This is a genomic window from Bacillus sp. FSL K6-1003 (assembly GCF_037964945.1).
GTDB classification, from domain to species: Bacteria; Bacillota; Bacilli; order Bacillales; family Bacillaceae; genus Bacillus; species Bacillus mojavensis.
Genome location: NZ_CP150176.1, coordinates 3,477,075 through 3,493,291, shown reverse-complemented (window position 1 = coordinate 3,493,291; position 16,217 = coordinate 3,477,075). Strand labels below are relative to the sequence as shown.

Sequence of the window (16,217 nt, the reverse complement as noted above, 5' to 3'; positions counted from 1 at the left end):
TCCTTTCTAGAAAAGCACACCCGCCTGCAGGATGCAGTTGGCGTATGGTGTGAATTCTCCTGTTCGTATGACAGCTTTAGCTTCTTTGGTCAGCTCCTTAAATTCCTCGTGGGGAAGGCAGTCGACTGCATCTTCAGAAAAAAGGGTTTTTATAAAACTCGCATTCTCTGGATTGGACACCTTTATTTCGGATGCGACAATCACCTTTTCAACGGCCATTTCATCTGCCAGCACTGCGGCTACATCCCGGAAAGCCGGGAAACCCGGCTTCAGTGAGAGATCAATTTTCAGAACGCTGTCAGGAACGGGCAGCCCTGCATCAGCGATAACAATTTTGTCAGTATGGCCAAGGTCAGCCAATAGCTTGGCAAGATGACTGTTCAAAATACCGTGTTTTTTCATGACAGCAGCTCCTCTACTTCTTTTCTGGATGGCATTCCGCCTTGAGCGCCGAAAGAACATACAGATAGGGAAGCGGCGCGGTTTGCGAACCGTAATGCAGCTTCAATATCTTTACCCTCCGCCAGAGCCACTGCAAGAGCCGCGTTAAACGTATCACCTGCTCCGGTCGTATCGACAGGCTCAACAGGGAAGGAAGGGATGATCCGCTCTTTGCTGCCGGCTGAATAGCGCACGCCTTGTTTGCCTTCAGTGATAAAGAGCTTCGCCGGATAAAGCGCCAATGCTTCAGAAACCGTCAGCTCCGGGAATAAGATCGCCGCCTCATGTTCATTCGGCGTAAGATAGGTGGCATGGTCAATGGTTTCCTGCTTCAGCGGGCGGGCCGGTGCCGGGTTAAGCATGATCGGGATGTCGTGAGAATGGCAGTATCTGCATACCTCATCAACTGTTTCTTCCGGGATTTCCTGCTGAATCAGGACCATATCGATATTTTCAAGCTTTTCGAGAGCGTCTATCGCATAAGATGGGGTGATCTCATCATTTGCGCCTTTAACGACGACGATGCTGTTATCACCTTCGGCAAGCACGATGTGGGCGGTGCCGCTTTCTTTATGTGTAACCGGTTCCATATAGTCGGTGTGAACACCGTTTGCTTTTAAATTATTCATGATGGCTGTTCCATAATGATCGTCACCGACCTTGCCAATCATAAAAACATTTGCGCCAAGTCTGGCAGCGGCAACAGCCTGATTCGCCCCTTTACCGCCCGGCACAGTTTGAAATGAAGTACCCAGTACAGTTTCGCCCGCGTTTGGGCGTTTGTCTGAGGTGACCACTAAATCCATAGAACAGCTTCCAATCACACAAATATTACGCATCCTTATCTTCCTTTCTTGTCGTATTTCTTCTTATATACATGACGGGCATTTGAATCGCCGTTTCTGCGAGCGGCTGTTTTTTTATGATGCTCAAAAGCAGTTTAGCCGCTTCTTTACCCATGTCATATGCCGGCTGTTTAATTGTTGACAGCGGTGGAAACAGCAGCTCGCTTTGGGGAATGTCATCGTAGCCGATAATTTGAATATCCTCAGGCACTTTTTTTCCGCGCCGCAAAGCTTCATGCAAAACAGCCGCTGCTTGAATATCATTACTGGCAATTATTCCGTCTGTCTCAGGATATAGGGCAAACAGCTCCTTTGCCATTGCTTGTGCATCCTTAAAAGAAAAGGACGCTGTCTCGATGATCTGAAAATCAACACCAGCCTGCTGTAATACCTCTAAAGCGCCGTGAAAGCGGTCTTGGGCAGTCGGCAGGTGAGCAGGACCCTTCAGGAGCGTAATGTGTTTGCTTTTTCCATGAACGATTGCTTCTGCTGCTAATTTTCCCCCGGTATGTCCGTCACTGGATACAGAAGGAGCGCCTTCAGGTGTTCTGTCCAGGAAAACGACTGGCTGATCAATCCCGCTGTATTGTTCAAGATGAGGATAATTTGTTGCAGCAATAATACCTGCGACATGATTTTGTTTAAAGGTTTGAAGGTATTCAAGTTCTTTATTTAATTCCTCGTCACTGTTGCCAAAAATAAGCCGATAGCCTTCCCGGTTCAATTCATCCTCCGCGCCGCGGGCAAGCTGGGGGAAGAAAGGGTTCGTAATATCCGGAAGCAAAAGCCCGATCAGCCTGGATTCTCTTTTATAAAGAGACCTGGCGACTTCATTCGGATAATAGTTCAGCTTCTCCATGGCGGCCATCACACGTGTTCTCGTTTCTTCATGTACATAGCCGTTGTCATTCAGGACGCGGGAGACCGTTGCAACCGAGACGCCCGCTGCTCCCGCGACATCTTTAATTGTAGCCAACACAGCTCCTCCTCGTTGTGTAACCGTTTACATAGATAGATTATCATGACATTTCGTTATTGGCAATAAGAAAAAAATAAACCATGGCGATATAGCAAACCAAACTGTAAATTGTGTATAAATACGAGAATGTAAAGGTAATCACGGTTTTTTTTGACAAAGTCTTCACAAATCTGGATGAACTTTTCATGAACGAATATTAAGTTTTATTAAAATTGTTTCAAAGTCATGCGTTTAGACCTGTAAATAGGATAAAACAGAAAAGACTATCCGCCCAGAAAATGTTTAATTATGTTAGAGAACCTGGACCTGTTTGTTTGCCGTTTTTATTGCCGGGGCCAGTAGTCAATTTGGTATGGGCCTAATATTGTCTATTCCGTGCAGAAAGGATGACATTATGACCTTATCCTTAAGAAACAGGCAAATATAATTTTGTGTTCATAAGAACTGGAAACACGCATTGTATCAGCAAAAGCTTGATATACCGGGCTGGAAAAAAGATTGATTTGAAATGCATATTAAACTGAACATTCAAGGTGTGACTAAACGTCTAGAAGGAAATCATTTGGTAAATGAAAGCGCATTCCTTTTTGGTGTTAAAAAAATCGATAAGATGTAAGTCCTGTCAATTTCCAAAAAAAGAAAACGGCTTGTGGGTATAAAATCTCTTTCAAAAGAGAAGTTTGGCTCAGTAGATTAGGGGAGATTATGTTACATAATGCCGATTGAGAATTCATAGTGATTCTATATACTGATGAATGAATTTACAACAATATAGAAGGAGATGTCGATAAGCAATGTGGTTACTCATTATAGCCTGTGCTGTCATACTGGTCATCGGAATATTAGAAAAACGGCGACATCAGAAAAACATTGATGCCCTCCCTGTTCGAGTGAATATTAACGGCATCCGAGGAAAGTCCACTGTGACAAGGCTGACAACCGGAATATTAATAGAAGCCGGTTACAAAACTGTCGGAAAAACGACAGGAACGGACGCAAGAATGATCTATTGGGATACACCGGAGGAAAAGCCAATTAAACGGAAACCTCAAGGACCCAATATCGGCGAACAAAAAGAAGTCATGAGAGAAACGGTAGATAGAGGAGCCAACGCCCTCGTCAGTGAATGTATGGCCGTTAATCCGGATTATCAAATTATCTTTCAGGAAGAACTTCTTCAAGCCAATATCGGCGTCATCGTAAACGTGCTGGAAGATCATATGGATGTTATGGGGCCGACGCTTGATGAAATTGCAGAAGCGTTTACGGCTACTATTCCTTATAATGGCCATCTTGTCATTACAGATAGTGAATATACCGAGTTCTTTAAACAAAAAGCCAAAGAGCGTAACACAAAAGTCATCATTGCTGATAACTCGAAAATTACTGATGAATATCTTCGTAAATTTGAATATATGGTATTCCCTGATAACGCTTCTCTCGCACTGGGTGTGGCTCAAGCACTCGGCATTGATGAAGAAACAGCGTTTAAAGGAATGCTGAATGCGCCGCCAGATCCGGGAGCAATGAGAATTCTTCCGCTGATCAGTCCGAGTGAGCCTGGGCACTTTGTTAATGGGTTTGCCGCAAACGACGCTTCTTCTACTTTGAATATATGGAAACGTGTAAAAGAAATCGGTTACCCGACCGATGATCCGATCATCATTATGAACTGCCGCGCAGACCGGGTGGATCGGACACAGCAATTCGCAAATGACGTATTGCCTTATATTGAAGCAAGTGAACTGATCTTAATCGGTGAAACAACAGAACCAATTGTAAAAGCATATGAAGAAGGTAAAATTCCTGCAGACAAACTGCATGATCTAGAGTACAAATCAACGGAAGAAATCATGGAATTGTTAAAGAAAAGAATGCACAACCGTGTCATATATGGCGTCGGCAACATTCATGGTGCCGCAGAGCCATTAATTGAAAAAATCCACGAATACAAGGTTAAGCAGCTCGTAAGCTAGGAGGAAATGCAGACATGTTCGGATCAGATTTATACATTGCACTAATTTTAGGTGTACTACTCAGTTTAATTTTTGCGGAAAAAACAGGGATTGTGCCGGCAGGGCTTGTTGTACCGGGATATTTAGGACTTGTGTTTAATCAGCCGGTCTTCATCTTACTCGTATTGTTAGTCAGCTTGCTCACCTATGTCATTGTGAAATTCGGTTTATCCAAGTTTATGATTTTGTATGGACGCAGAAAATTCGCTGCCATGCTGATTACAGGGATCGTCCTGAAAATTGCCTTTGATTTTCTATACCCGATTGTGCCATTTGAAATCGCAGAATTTCGAGGAATCGGCATTATCGTACCGGGTTTAATTGCCAATACCATTCAAAAACAAGGATTAACGATTACGTTCGGAAGCACGCTGCTATTGAGCGGAGCGACCTTTGCTATCATGTTTGTTTACTACTTAATTTAATGTAAGGTGTGTCAAACGATGAAAAAAGAACTGAGCTTTCATGAAAAGCTATTGAAGCTGACAAAACAGCAGAAAAAGAAAACCAATAAGCACGTATTTATCGCGATTCCGATCGTTTTTGTCCTCATGTTTGCTTTTATGTGGGCAGGCAAAGCAGAGACGCCAAAGGTTAAAACCTATTCAGATGACGTTCTTTCAGCCTCATTTGTAGGCGATATTATGATGGGGCGCTATGTTGAAAGAGTAACGGAACAAAAAGGGGTAAGCAGTATTTTTCAATACGTTGAGCCTATCTTTAAAGCATCAGACTACGTAGCCGGAAACTTTGAGAACCCGGTAACCTATAAAAAGAACTATAAGCAAGCAGAAAAAGAAATTCATCTGCAGACAAACAAGGAATCAGTAAAAGTCCTGAAGGATATGAACTTCACGGTCCTTAACAGCGCGAATAACCACGCCATGGATTACGGCGCACAGGGTATGAAAGATACACTTGAAGAATTTTCAAAACATAACCTCGATATCGTTGGGGCTGGATACAGCTTGAGCGATGCGAAAAAGAATATCTCATACCAAGAAGTAAATGGGGTAACAATCGCAACCCTTGGATTCACGGATGTATCCGGCAAAGGTTTTGCGGCTAAGAAGAATACACCGGGCGTACTTCCCGCAGATCCGGAAATCTTTATCCCAATGATTTCAGAAGCGAAAAAACATGCGGATGTCGTAGTTGTACAGTCACACTGGGGTCAAGAGTATGATAATGATCCGAATGACCGCCAGCGCCAATTGGCTAGAGCTATGTCTGATGCAGGTGCTGATATCATCGTCGGCCATCACCCGCACGTCCTTGAACCGATCGAAGTCTATAACGGCACCGTCATTTTCTACAGTCTGGGGAACTTTGTGTTTGACCAAGGCTGGACAAGAACTAGAGACAGTGCGCTGGTGCAGTATCATTTAAAGAAAAATGGAACGGGACACTTTGAGGTAACGCCGATTGATATCCATGAAGCGACACCAGCCCCTGTTAAAAAAGGCAGTCTGAAACAGAAAACAATTATTCGCGAACTGACGAAAGACTCTAATTTTGCATGGGAAGTAGAAGACGGAAAACTGACTTTTGATGTCGATCACAGTGACAAACTAAATTCTAAATAATGGAGTGATATAAGATGAAATTTGTCAAAGCCATCTGGCCGTTTGTTGCAGTTGCAGTCGTGTTTATGTTTATGTCAGCTTTCAAATTCAACGATCAGCTGACTGATCAGGAAAAGCAGAAGATCGATACGGAAATTCATAAAATTCAACAGCAGGAAGAAACGGCAAACGCCGCTAAATAACAAATAAAAAAAGAGAATGTCTTTCGAGACATTCTCTTTTTTTATTTGCCATTTCAAAAGCCAGCATATTCATTCTGTGAAAATATGAAAAAGTCTCTTAACATATCTAGAAAAATACCGATGTTAAAACTGCAAATAGAGGAGGAGATAGTAAAAGTGAACACACTGGCAAACTGGAAGAAGTTTTTGCTTGTGGCCGTTATGATTTGTTTTTTGGTTCCTATTATGACAAAAGCGGATATTGCGGAGGCTGATACAAAATTTGATCTGGTCATCAGTGAAGCAAAGAAATGGCTTGGGTATAAGTATAAATACGGCGGTGAAACACCGAAAGAAGGCTTCGATTCGTCTGGATTGATTCAATATGTTTTCGGTCAGGCTGATATTCATCTGCCGAGATCGGTGAACGACCAGTCAAAAGTCGGGACAGCAGTAAAACCGGCAGATCTAAAGCCAGGTGATATTTTATTTTTCAAAAAAGCGGGAAGCAGCGGGACTGCACCGACACACGCCGCTCTTTACATTGGAGACGGGCAAATGATTCACAGCACGCTATCAAAAGGTGTTATTGTCACAAATTACGAAAAAAGCAGCTATTGGAGCGGCTCTTACATTGGGGCGAAACGAATTGCCGCCGATCCGGCAACTGCTGATGTCTCTGTTGTGCAGGAGGCCGAAAAATACCTCGGCATTCCGTACGTCTTTGGCGGAAGCACACCGTCAGAGGGCTTTGATTGCTCAGGGCTTGTGCAATATGTCTTTAAACAGGCGCTTGGCATATATCTGCCGAGATCAGCAGAGCAGCAGTGGGCAGTGGGCGAGAAGGTGGCGCCACAGAACATAAAGCCCGGCGATGTCGTCTATTTCAGCAACACGTACAAAAAAGGAATCTCACATGCCGGGATTTATGCTGGCGGAGGAAGATTTATTCAGGCGAGCAGGTCAGAAAAAGTAACCATTTCCTACTTATCAGAGGATTATTGGAAATCTAAGATGACAGGCATTCGCCGCTTTAACAACCTGACGATTCCGAAAGAAAATCCGATTGTGTCGAAGGCGACGCTTTATATCGGGGAAGTTCCTTACAAAAAGGGCGGGGTTTCTCCGGAAACAGGTTTTGATACTTCTGGCTTTGTTCAATATGTTTACCAGAAAGCGGCGGGCATTTCACTGCCCCGATACGCGACTGGCCAATATAAAGCGGGAACAAAGGTTGATAAGGCTGATCTGAAACCTGGCGACATTGTCTTTTTCCAATCAACAAGCTTAAACCCGGCCATCTATATCGGAAATGGGCAAGTCGTTCATGTCACTTTAACAAATGGTGTAACCATTACGAATATGAATACGAGCACGTATTGGAAAGATAAATACGCGGGAGGTATTCGGGTGCAATAAAAAAAGGCTCCAGTTTCTCTGGAGTCTTTTTTTTATGCATATTGGCCGGAAAGAAGCTGATCTATAAAGTAGGCCACGCCATTTTCATCATTGCTTTTCGTCACGTAAGTGCTTTTTTCTTTCAGTTCATCAATCGCATTTTCCATGGCAATTCGGTGTCCTGCCACTTCAAACATGGATAAATCATTCGGGCTGTCACCAATCGCATAGATATCTTGCGTCTCAATTCCGTATTTGCCGGCAAGCTCAGTCAACGCGCGCCCTTTGCCGGAAGAGGCTGGGAGAATTTCGATAATGTGCTTTCCGGAAGAGGTTTGCGCCAGTTTTTTATGATGCTTCAGTTCTTCCTTCGCATGTCTCAGTTTTTCCATATCAAAAGAGAAGCAAAGGAGCTTGTAAATGTTTTCGCTGCCGTCAAAAATTGATTCGATATGCGGGATTGGTTTGATGCCAAACTGCTTGAACTGAGTCATGGCCCCTTGCCACAATTCATCCGTGTTTTCATTTGGGTTTGCGCTCTTTAAAATATCAAGCTCTGCTTGAAGCTTAGATTCGCCGTCAAAAGGAGAAAGCAGATGGTCGTCAGTATATACTTCAAAGTAAATATTTTTTGAGAGCAGGTAATCAGCGATCGCTTTGCCGGCCTCTTGATCCATTAATGTCCGGCTGATCAGGCGGTAGCCTTTGTCATGAACCGTTCCGCCATTTGCCGCGATGATAGGGATATCCAAGTCTTCCAGCAGCGCTTTAACATCAAACGTTGCTCTCCCTGTGCAAATGGTAACGAGGATGCCTGCATCAAGCGCCCGCTTGATAGCCGCTCTGTTTTCCTCAGAAATAATGCTTTCTTTATTCAGCAATGTACCGTCTAAATCAATTGCTATTAATTTCATATGTAGGGGAAACCTCCTTAAAAATGAAACTGCTTCGTGTAGTATGTTCAGCTTTCATACGAAACATAAATCGTATAGGTCAAGGCTAAACCTTACGATCCTATTTTTCAACAATGAAATATGTAAAACGGGATGGCTCATCGCCATCCCGTTCATTATACACCTAAATCGTTTTGCAGCTCTTCTTTCACTTCCTGCAGATTTTCCTGATTCAATCTGAAATAGTAGACACCGCCAGGCTTATAGTCATAGCCTGTCAGCTGGATGGACTCAACCGACTTCAATGAAGTGATAAACGGGAATAAGCCGATGGCATCTTTAAGAGAAAGATTCATTTTTAAATTTTCTCCCATTGTATCCACAATATCATCATAAGCCGGAATGGAGCTAAGTGATTTTGATTTATCGATAATGGCTTTCAGCACTTCCATTTGTCTTTGTCCGCGTAAAAGATCACTGTCGGCTTTACGTGTTCTTACGTAAGCCAGCGCTTCTTCCCCATCAAGCGTGTGTGTGCCTTTTTGAAGGACTACTTTTCCTTTTGTATCCTTTTTGATTTGCTGGATGACTTTATCGCTTTTCACATTAACGGTGACGCCATTCAGCTCATTTACCACGTCTTCAAATGCTGTGAAGTTGCTTTCGACTACATAATCAACGGGAATATCAAGCATTTCTTCTACTGTTTTCACACTTAGATCTACGCCGCCATAGGCGTGAGCATGCGTAAACTTATCATAGCCGTGGCCTGGAATATTCACATAGGCGTCGCGCGGAATGCTCAGCATTTTGGCTGTTTTTTCTTTGCGGTTAAAGGTAACCAGCACATTCGCGTCACTTCTTGCCTGATCGACACTTTCGCCGTTTTCCTCCCTGGCATCAATTCCTAAGAGCAGTACAGAGAAGGAATCCTTTCCGGGATCAAATTCTTTAATCCGTTTTACCGATTGTTCTCCGCGGGCAAGACTGACGTGAGCCTCTTTAGAAGCATTGTTCAGTTTTACATAGGCGTATGTGCCGACAGAGCCTGCGGCAATAATAAGAAAAGCCATTACACCGGCTAATAATTTCACCCATTTTCTCAGACGTCTCTTTTTCTTCTTGCGCTGTGATCGTTCTTCCATATCAATACCTCACGTTTCATTAATAGTTGAAGCGTACCATTCATTTTGCCATACGGCAACTCCTGATAAGACAATATTCGATAAAAATTCCTATATTTATATGTTTTTGTTTTTTAAGATGAATGATAATGTGCTGAATCACCTTATATTGGACGCCGCTGGGGAAAAAAATGTTTCGGTAAAGTTGAAAAAAACGCCAGTAAATTAATGGATATGTGATGTTTGTACGTCTGCATAGGTTTACTTGTCAGAAAAATAGGCTAATAGATTTCTAAAAAACTCCGTGGACAGTACCATTGGATCACTGATAGGAGAAAGGGAGTCATTCTATGAAGAAGCAGTCAAATATATGGCTTTATTTTTTCGGCGCTCTTGGTGGCGCTTTATACGGCTATGATACCGGCGTCATTTCGGGAGCCATTCTATTTATGAAAAAGGATTTAGGCCTCAACGCCTTTACAGAGGGACTTGTTGTCAGCTCCTTATTAATCGGAGCGATACTCGGTTCCGGAGCGGCTGGCAGGCTGACGGACCGCTTTGGCAGAAGAAAAGCGATTATGGCTGCCGCGCTGCTGTTCTGTATAGGCGGCTTGGGTGTTGCGCTTGCACCAAATACAGGAGTGATGGTGCTGTTTAGAATCCTTCTGGGACTGGCAGTCGGAACATCGACAACGATCGTGCCGCTGTATTTGTCTGAACTTGCGCCAAAAGAGAAACGGGGTGCGTTATCGTCCCTCAACCAGCTGATGATTACGGTCGGCATCCTGCTTTCCTATATTGTCAATTACATATTTGCCGATGCGGAAGCGTGGCGCTGGATGCTTGGACTTGCTGCCGTGCCATCATTGCTATTGCTGATTGGTATTTTGTTTATGCCGGAGAGCCCGCGCTGGCTGTTTACGAATGGCGAAGAGAATAAAGCGAAAAAGGTTCTCGAAAAATTACGTGGCACAAAGGATATTGATCAGGAAATTCATGATATTCAAGAAGCGGAAAAAGAGGACGAAGGCGGTCTGAAGGAGCTGTTCGATCCGTGGGTGCGCCCGGCGCTGATTGCCGGATTGGGACTGGCGTTTCTGCAGCAATTTATCGGTACGAACACAATCATTTATTATGCGCCGAAGACCTTTACAAACGTTGGATTTGGAAACTCCGCCTCTATTTTAGGAACGGTTGGAATCGGAACAGTGAATGTTCTGATGACTCTTCTCGCCATTAAAATCATTGATAAAGTCGGCAGAAAACCGCTGCTGTTATTCGGGAATGCCGGCATGGTGATCAGCTTGATCATCCTGGCTATGGTGAATCTCTTTTTCGATAACACCCCGGCCGCATCATGGACGACAGTCATTTGCTTAGGCGTGTTTATCGTTGTATTTGCCGTCAGCTGGGGCCCGGTTGTCTGGGTGATGCTTCCCGAATTGTTCCCGCTCCATGTCAGAGGAATCGGTACCGGTGTATCGACTTTGATGCTGCACGTTGGGACACTGATTGTTTCACTCACCTATCCAATATTAATGGAAGCGATCGGCATTAGTTATTTATTCCTGATTTATGCCGCGATCGGTATCATGGCGTTCTTATTTGTCCGGTTTAAAGTGACAGAGACGAAGGGAAAAAGCCTTGAAGAAATTGAGCAGGATTTAAGGGACAAAAACGGACAGGGAGGATCGACAGGTAAACAGCAGACAGTGGAAACGTAAATCATATTCAAAAGGGTGCTGCCAATAGGCGCACCCTTTTTGCTGCTTACCTCCCAACTGTTCCAAAATTAATGATTTTGAAAGAAATATCGTATGTGAACTCCGCCTCAGTGAACGTTTCATCCCAATGCCCTTTTACTTTATTCCAGTAATCCGGGTATTGTATCCGAATGTAGTCAGATAAAAAGATAGGGTCTGCTTTATACGTATGCTGCAGCTGATCCATAATCTGCTTGATATCGTGCTTCAGCTTTTGCTCAAAAATGTTTTCCAGTTTGCGCAAATAGCTCTCGCTAAAAGAGTTTTCCTTTGGATTTTGATCTTCTGTCAGAATGCCTGTTGTTTTGACAGAAATATGGAAGACAGGCTTTCCATTCTGAATGGCAGGTTTGATTTTTGATTTGGACTTCTTAATCTCAAATGTAATCGGACGTCCTTTTTCTTCCGCCGGCATGACGCCGCCTTGGATTGTCCCCATGACCCATGTCAGTGTTTGTGTTTCATCCGCTGAAAGAAATCCGACGAGTGTATTGCTGCCGCTTTTAATAATGCCAGCCCCGTCATACTTTGCTTTTCCCTTTTGGTTTTTTACGGCTTGAATGAGAAAACTGTGTCCATTTTGGCAATAGATAGAGGCTCTCCCGATCCGAAGCGGCATCATAATTTTCCCGTTATATCCGCTGTTATTTGTCAGATCAATCAGCTTTTCGGAAGGCATCGTCAGCTGCTGCTTTGGACTTCCTTTCGTGAAAATTTCTCCCGCTTTCCCTCTAGCTGCCATCAAATAGCTGCTTCGCCTCAGCTCGTCGTCCCGGATAAAATGGTTGAACACTTGATCTATATTTTGATTTTTCAGTAGCTTTTCTCCCAAAAGAATCACTTTTAAATGGTCACTATAGATAGGAGGGTCCTTGATGGAAACATCACTGACCGCTTCGAGAATGGTTTTCCCGTGGGATGTCACATTGACAAATTCCGGTTTTCCTGATGATTGGCTGTCTTCACTTTGGGGAAGAAGGTTTTGATAGGTTAATTTATACTGATGGTCATCAGTTTCATCGATAGCAAGTCCCCTGGCGAAAGACAGTTTTTCAATATTTTTGACATCCCAGCATCCGCAGAGTAGCTGCAGCATCAGAACCATTGCTGCAAGCTTCATCGTTGTCTTCATTGCAGCTGACCCCTCCCCAGCTTCTTCTGTACCCAGCTCAAAAACCAAATGAGAAAGGGTATGAAAATAACACCTAAAAATGCATATCCGAGAAGTGAACCGTAATAAAACACGGCATTCAGATCGTCAGGAAACATTGTGAAGAAAAATGTAACAGCCAGCAATGCAGCAAGCAGCCATGGATTGTTTTTATTCTTCAGATGAAAAACATCTGTTAATCCGATATGCGCGCCTTTAAAGGAACCGAGCATACAGGCGAATTGCTGCGCTGTCCAAGTCAACTGTAAAAACAGGTCAAATCGTTCAATAAAAATCCCTGGGATTTCTAATGCATGGATGAGTGAAATGGTCGGCCACGTCACTGTTTTAGCCTCAGCCACACTCATACAGCCAATGACAATAAACAAAGTAATGCTGTAGAAAACAGTCGAGGTTGCAATGCCCAAAGCGACAGCTTTTTTTACCTTCTTCGGATCTTTCATAAAGGGGATGAGATAAAAAATGACTTCAAATCCTGAAAAATATAAAAGGGTTTTAGGAAATAAAGAGAAAAAGCTTTGATAACCGCCTTCAAAAACAGGTCGGATAAAATCTAATTGAAACAAACGAAAGCTAAACATCAGAAGCATCAGAAAAATAATAATAGTGATAGGAAAGATATACGCATATACCTTCGCAATGGGGTAAACACCTCCGGCCACATGATAGATGGCAACCGCCAGAAATATAATGACGACAACCGCCATCGGCGTGTTTTTTAATAGAAAGAATGCGACAACCTCTCCCAAGACCCGGGCTTGAAAGCATACGATACCGATAAAATAAAGGGTAATAAATACATTCAAAAAGAAACCGATAAATTTTCCGGCAGCAATACTGTTGAGCTCAAAAATTGTTTTTTCGCTGTTTCGTTGAAGAAAAGGCAAAAAAAGCAGAGCAAAAATAATAAAAATAACGCCCTGCAGCAGGATCATAATCCAGCCGCTAGGACTCTCGGTTTCAGCTGCTGAGCGGGGAAGGGTTAAGACGCCGGCACCGATCATTGTACTGCTTACCATAATAAGCGTCTGCATAAATGTAAGCTTGTCCTCTGATTGCATCATAGCCATCACCTTTGTCTGATTTTATCTTTTGTGTCTTTGCGGGTCGGCCTTCTTTTTAAAAATAGGGTAGGGACGCGAATCACAGTGTCCTTTAAATCTTGTCCGGGCTGTGCCATTATGGGAATAATGTAATCTTGGCCAAAGCTTTTCAGCCGCATCAAGTGGCCGATCACAAACAGAAAGACCATGATGACGCCATACATGCCAAGCATCGCGGCACTTATCATACCCGCAATGCGAATAATCCGCAGCGGAAAGTTATAGGCGTATGAAGGCACAGTAAAGGATGCCAATGCGGTAATTGATACAACTATGACCATCAGTGCGCTGACGATTTGCGCCTGTACGGCTGCCTGTCCAATGACAACGCCTCCAATAAGCCCAATCGTCTGTCCGATCGGTTTTGGCAGTCTTAAACCGGCTTCCCTGATCAGTTCTATCGTAAATATCATAATAAAAGCTTCGACAAAAGGCGGAAAGGGTACATTCAGCCTGCTGCCTGCAATCGAAATAGCCATTCTCGTCGGCAAAAGGCCGGTGTGGAAGGAAACGAGAGAAATATATAAGCCAGGCAAATAAATGGTAATCAGGATGTTTGAATAACGAAGCAAACGAATAAGAGACATTGGAATCCAGCGCTGGCTGTAATCATCCGGTGAATGAATAAATTCATCCACCGTTGCCGGTACAATCAATGCAAATGGTGTACCGTCCACTAATATAGAGACCCGTCCTTCTAACAATGAGCTTTCTACACGATCAGGGCGTTCTGTGCTTAAAATCGTAGGAAAGATTGAAAAGGGTTCATCTTCAATGAGCTGTTCAAGTGTGCCTGATTCCGGCAAATCATCTGTCGTGATGGATTTCAGCCGTTTAAACACTTCTTTTACGACATAATCAGGGGCAATATCCTGAATATAAGCGACAGCTATCTTTTTTTTCGTCCTTTTGCCTATTGTCATTTCTTTTATAACGAGATTAGGGTCACTCGTCCGCTCTCGCAAAAGCGCCGTGTTTGTCCGCAGTTTTTCAATAAAGCCTATTTTCGGCCCGCGCTCCACGATTTCAGAGGAAGGCTCTTCAAGGTTGCGCGACTTTAATGTTTTTGTGTCAAATGCCAGCCCCGCACTGTAACCATCAGCCAGCAAAATGGTATGTCCGGAAAAAATGAGCTGCTGTATTTCTTTTATTGTAGAAACAACGCTGTGATGATAGCCGAAGAAGAAAGCGGATAAATCCTCAATTAAGCCATCTTTTTGAGCTAACGATTCTTTTTGTAAGGGAGAAATGACGTATTGCGCCAGAAGCTTATTTTCTGTCAAACCGTCAATATACAGCAGGCAAGCCTTCTGTCTGCTGTCTCCGAAAGAAAACGTATAAAACATAATATCGTCGTTTTGCCCCAATTTTTTTTTCAATGTTTCTACATTACGCTGGAGATCAGAGTCGATTTGCATAGTGTCTCCCCTTTATAAAACATATTGACGGTTCTTCTTAATTTGTATCAAAAAAGGAGAATTATTCTTCATAAGGAAAAGGCTGAAACAAACCTTCTTTTCAAAGTGATATAATAAAAAGGAAGCGTTTTCTCAAAAGGGGTCATGGATACATCATGCTTTGTACATATGTTGTCATTGAAAAGCAGACAGACATACGGGCGTTTGTAAGGGGCACGCATCGGGAAAATAATGATCAGCCATTTAAAGGGGAGGGGTACGGATCATGACGCAATCACCGATTTTTTTCAAGCCAGTGTTTAAAGAAAAGATCTGGGGCGGCACCGCTTTACGTGATGCCTTCGGGTATGACATTCCATCAGAAACAACAGGGGAGTGCTGGGCCATTTCCGCTCATCCAAAAGGACCGAGCACTATTGCGAATGGCCCGTATAAAGGAAAGACATTGACCGAGCTTTGGGATGAGCACCGGGAATTGTTCGGAGGCGTGGAGGGAGACCGGTTCCCGTTACTGACGAAGCTGCTGGACGTAAAAGAAGATATGTCGATCAAAGTCCATCCCGATGATTATTATGCTGGAGAGAATGAACAGGGGGAGCTCGGCAAGACGGAGTGCTGGTATATTATTGACTGCAAAGAAAACGCAGAAATTATTTACGGACATACGGCCCGCTCAAAAACTGAGCTTGTCACAATGATTAACAGCGGCGACTGGGAAGGGCTGCTGCGAAGAATCAAGATTAAGCCAGGTGATTTCTATTATGTGCCGAGCGGTACGATACACGCTTTATGTAAAGGGACACTTGTGTTAGAGACCCAGCAAAATTCAGATGCCACATATCGGGTCTACGACTATGACCGTCTCGAAACAAGCGGCAAGCCAAGGGAGCTTCATTTTGCAAAAGCCATTAACGCGGCGACCGTTCCCCATGTGGACGGATATATAGACGAATCAACCGAAACAAGAAAAGGAATAACAATTAAAACGTTTGTCCAAGGGGAATACTTTTCCGTCTATAAATGGGATATTGATGGAGAGGCTGAGCTTTCGCAGGATGAGAGCTTCTTGATATGCAGTGTAATAGAAGGAAGCGGTTCGCTTACCTATGGAAAAGAAACATGCCCGTTTCAAAAGGGCGATCATTTTATTTTGCCTTACAATATGTCCGACTTCACAATTAAAGGCACATGCACACTGATTGTGTCACACATGTAAACTTAATCTCACTTTGAGATTAAGTTTTTTTTATTTTTCAAAAATGGAATGGATTGACCTATAAATAGAGCATACGTGTGCCGATAAATAAACTAGTTTTATAT

At 43.4% G+C, this 16,217-nt stretch carries 15 protein-coding genes; 7 read left to right on the top strand and 8 right to left on the bottom strand.

Going from position 1 to position 16,217, the window contains the following annotated elements:
- Positions 1 to 6: 6 nt before the first annotated feature.
- From rbsD to NSU16_RS17785, 3 genes are read right to left on the bottom strand one after another with little or no spacing between them, the layout of a single operon-like run.
- The gene (gene rbsD / locus NSU16_RS17795) at positions 7 to 402 is read right to left on the bottom strand and encodes a D-ribose pyranase (RefSeq protein ID WP_326334235.1); all 396 of its coding nucleotides are present in this window, start codon (positions 400 to 402) and stop codon (positions 7 to 9) included.
- Entirely contained in the window at positions 399 to 1,280 is an 882-nt protein-coding gene (rbsK, locus tag NSU16_RS17790; protein ID WP_268471634.1) for a ribokinase, read from the bottom strand. The genes rbsD and rbsK overlap by 4 nt, the downstream gene beginning before the upstream one ends.
- A complete protein-coding gene (locus NSU16_RS17785; RefSeq protein WP_339191654.1) occupies positions 1,273 to 2,262 on the bottom strand; it encodes a LacI family DNA-binding transcriptional regulator in 990 nt (329 codons plus the stop codon). Before NSU16_RS17785 ends, rbsK begins: the two co-directional genes overlap by 8 nt.
- Positions 2,263 to 3,059: 797 nt before the next feature.
- Between NSU16_RS17785 and pgsB the strand changes: the two genes are divergently transcribed.
- The 5 genes from pgsB to NSU16_RS17760 all read left to right on the top strand — a co-directional run bounded on the left by pgsB (position 3,060) and on the right by NSU16_RS17760 (position 7,446).
- Positions 3,060 to 4,241, top strand: coding sequence for a poly-gamma-glutamate synthase PgsB (gene pgsB / locus NSU16_RS17780; RefSeq protein WP_010332117.1), 1,182 nt, complete (start codon positions 3,060 to 3,062; stop codon positions 4,239 to 4,241).
- A 14-nt stretch (positions 4,242 to 4,255) separates the two neighbouring features.
- Complete coding sequence (pgsC, locus tag NSU16_RS17775) at positions 4,256 to 4,705, top strand: poly-gamma-glutamate biosynthesis protein PgsC (protein WP_010332116.1); 450 nt, start codon at positions 4,256 to 4,258, stop codon at positions 4,703 to 4,705.
- 18 nt (positions 4,706 to 4,723) lie between these two features.
- The gene (pgsA, locus tag NSU16_RS17770; RefSeq protein WP_168748903.1) at positions 4,724 to 5,866 is read left to right on the top strand and encodes a capsular polyglutamate synthetase PgsA; all 1,143 of its coding nucleotides are present in this window, start codon (positions 4,724 to 4,726) and stop codon (positions 5,864 to 5,866) included.
- A gap of 14 nt (positions 5,867 to 5,880) precedes the next feature.
- Positions 5,881 to 6,048, top strand: a complete 168-nt coding sequence (gene edmS, locus NSU16_RS17765; RefSeq protein ID WP_010332114.1) for an extrachromosomal elements maintenance protein EdmS — start codon at positions 5,881 to 5,883, stop codon at positions 6,046 to 6,048.
- 156 nt (positions 6,049 to 6,204) lie between these two features.
- Entirely contained in the window at positions 6,205 to 7,446 is a 1,242-nt protein-coding gene (locus NSU16_RS17760) for a C40 family peptidase (protein WP_326196644.1), read from the top strand.
- Between the two features lie 32 nt (positions 7,447 to 7,478).
- Here NSU16_RS17760 and NSU16_RS17755 read toward each other — a convergent pair whose 3' ends face one another.
- Both NSU16_RS17755 and NSU16_RS17750 read right to left on the bottom strand, forming a co-directional pair.
- Entirely contained in the window at positions 7,479 to 8,339 is an 861-nt protein-coding gene (locus tag NSU16_RS17755; RefSeq protein WP_010332112.1) for a Cof-type HAD-IIB family hydrolase, read from the bottom strand.
- A gap of 155 nt (positions 8,340 to 8,494) precedes the next feature.
- Positions 8,495 to 9,463, bottom strand: coding sequence for an LCP family protein (locus tag NSU16_RS17750; protein WP_268448212.1), 969 nt, complete (start codon positions 9,461 to 9,463; stop codon positions 8,495 to 8,497).
- Positions 9,464 to 9,792: 329 nt separating this feature from the next.
- Between NSU16_RS17750 and NSU16_RS17745 the strand changes: the two genes are divergently transcribed.
- Positions 9,793 to 11,166, top strand: coding sequence for a sugar porter family MFS transporter (locus NSU16_RS17745; RefSeq protein WP_339191653.1), 1,374 nt, complete (start codon positions 9,793 to 9,795; stop codon positions 11,164 to 11,166).
- A 46-nt stretch (positions 11,167 to 11,212) separates the two neighbouring features.
- On the opposite strand, the gene NSU16_RS17740 is transcribed toward NSU16_RS17745, so the two are convergent.
- From NSU16_RS17740 to NSU16_RS17730, 3 genes are read right to left on the bottom strand one after another with little or no spacing between them, the layout of a single operon-like run.
- Entirely contained in the window at positions 11,213 to 12,337 is a 1,125-nt protein-coding gene (locus tag NSU16_RS17740; protein WP_339191652.1) for a Ger(x)C family spore germination protein, read from the bottom strand.
- The gene (locus NSU16_RS17735) at positions 12,334 to 13,440 is read right to left on the bottom strand and encodes a spore germination protein (protein ID WP_339191651.1); all 1,107 of its coding nucleotides are present in this window, start codon (positions 13,438 to 13,440) and stop codon (positions 12,334 to 12,336) included. The genes NSU16_RS17740 and NSU16_RS17735 overlap by 4 nt, the downstream gene beginning before the upstream one ends.
- A gap of 5 nt (positions 13,441 to 13,445) precedes the next feature.
- A complete protein-coding gene (locus NSU16_RS17730) occupies positions 13,446 to 14,897 on the bottom strand; it encodes a spore germination protein (RefSeq protein WP_168748896.1) in 1,452 nt (483 codons plus the stop codon).
- Positions 14,898 to 15,162: 265 nt separating this feature from the next.
- Here NSU16_RS17730 and manA point away from each other — a divergent pair, with 265 nt between their 5' ends.
- A complete protein-coding gene (gene manA / locus NSU16_RS17725; RefSeq protein ID WP_326331967.1) occupies positions 15,163 to 16,113 on the top strand; it encodes a mannose-6-phosphate isomerase, class I in 951 nt (316 codons plus the stop codon).
- Positions 16,114 to 16,217 lie beyond the last annotated feature (104 nt).

Excerpts from the sequence above, each read along its gene's own strand:
- rbsD (WP_326334235.1), bottom strand. The coding sequence starts at position 402 with ATGAAAAAACACGGTATTTTGAACAGTCATCTTGCCAAGCTATTGGCT.
- rbsK (WP_268471634.1), bottom strand. The coding sequence starts at position 1,280 with ATGCGTAATATTTGTGTGATTGGAAGCTGTTCTATGGATTTAGTGGTC.
- pgsB (WP_010332117.1), top strand. The coding sequence starts at position 3,060 with ATGTGGTTACTCATTATAGCCTGTGCTGTCATACTGGTCATCGGAATA.
- pgsC (WP_010332116.1), top strand. The coding sequence starts at position 4,256 with ATGTTCGGATCAGATTTATACATTGCACTAATTTTAGGTGTACTACTC.
- pgsA (WP_168748903.1), top strand. The coding sequence starts at position 4,724 with ATGAAAAAAGAACTGAGCTTTCATGAAAAGCTATTGAAGCTGACAAAA.
- edmS (WP_010332114.1), top strand. The coding sequence starts at position 5,881 with ATGAAATTTGTCAAAGCCATCTGGCCGTTTGTTGCAGTTGCAGTCGTG.
- NSU16_RS17755 (WP_010332112.1), bottom strand. The coding sequence starts at position 8,339 with ATGAAATTAATAGCAATTGATTTAGACGGTACATTGCTGAATAAAGAA.
- NSU16_RS17750 (WP_268448212.1), bottom strand. The coding sequence starts at position 9,463 with ATGGAAGAACGATCACAGCGCAAGAAGAAAAAGAGACGTCTGAGAAAA.
- NSU16_RS17745 (WP_339191653.1), top strand. The coding sequence starts at position 9,793 with ATGAAGAAGCAGTCAAATATATGGCTTTATTTTTTCGGCGCTCTTGGT.
- NSU16_RS17740 (WP_339191652.1), bottom strand. The coding sequence starts at position 12,337 with ATGAAGACAACGATGAAGCTTGCAGCAATGGTTCTGATGCTGCAGCTA.
- NSU16_RS17735 (WP_339191651.1), bottom strand. The coding sequence starts at position 13,440 with ATGATGCAATCAGAGGACAAGCTTACATTTATGCAGACGCTTATTATG.
- NSU16_RS17730 (WP_168748896.1), bottom strand. The coding sequence starts at position 14,897 with ATGCAAATCGACTCTGATCTCCAGCGTAATGTAGAAACATTGAAAAAA.
- manA (WP_326331967.1), top strand. The coding sequence starts at position 15,163 with ATGACGCAATCACCGATTTTTTTCAAGCCAGTGTTTAAAGAAAAGATC.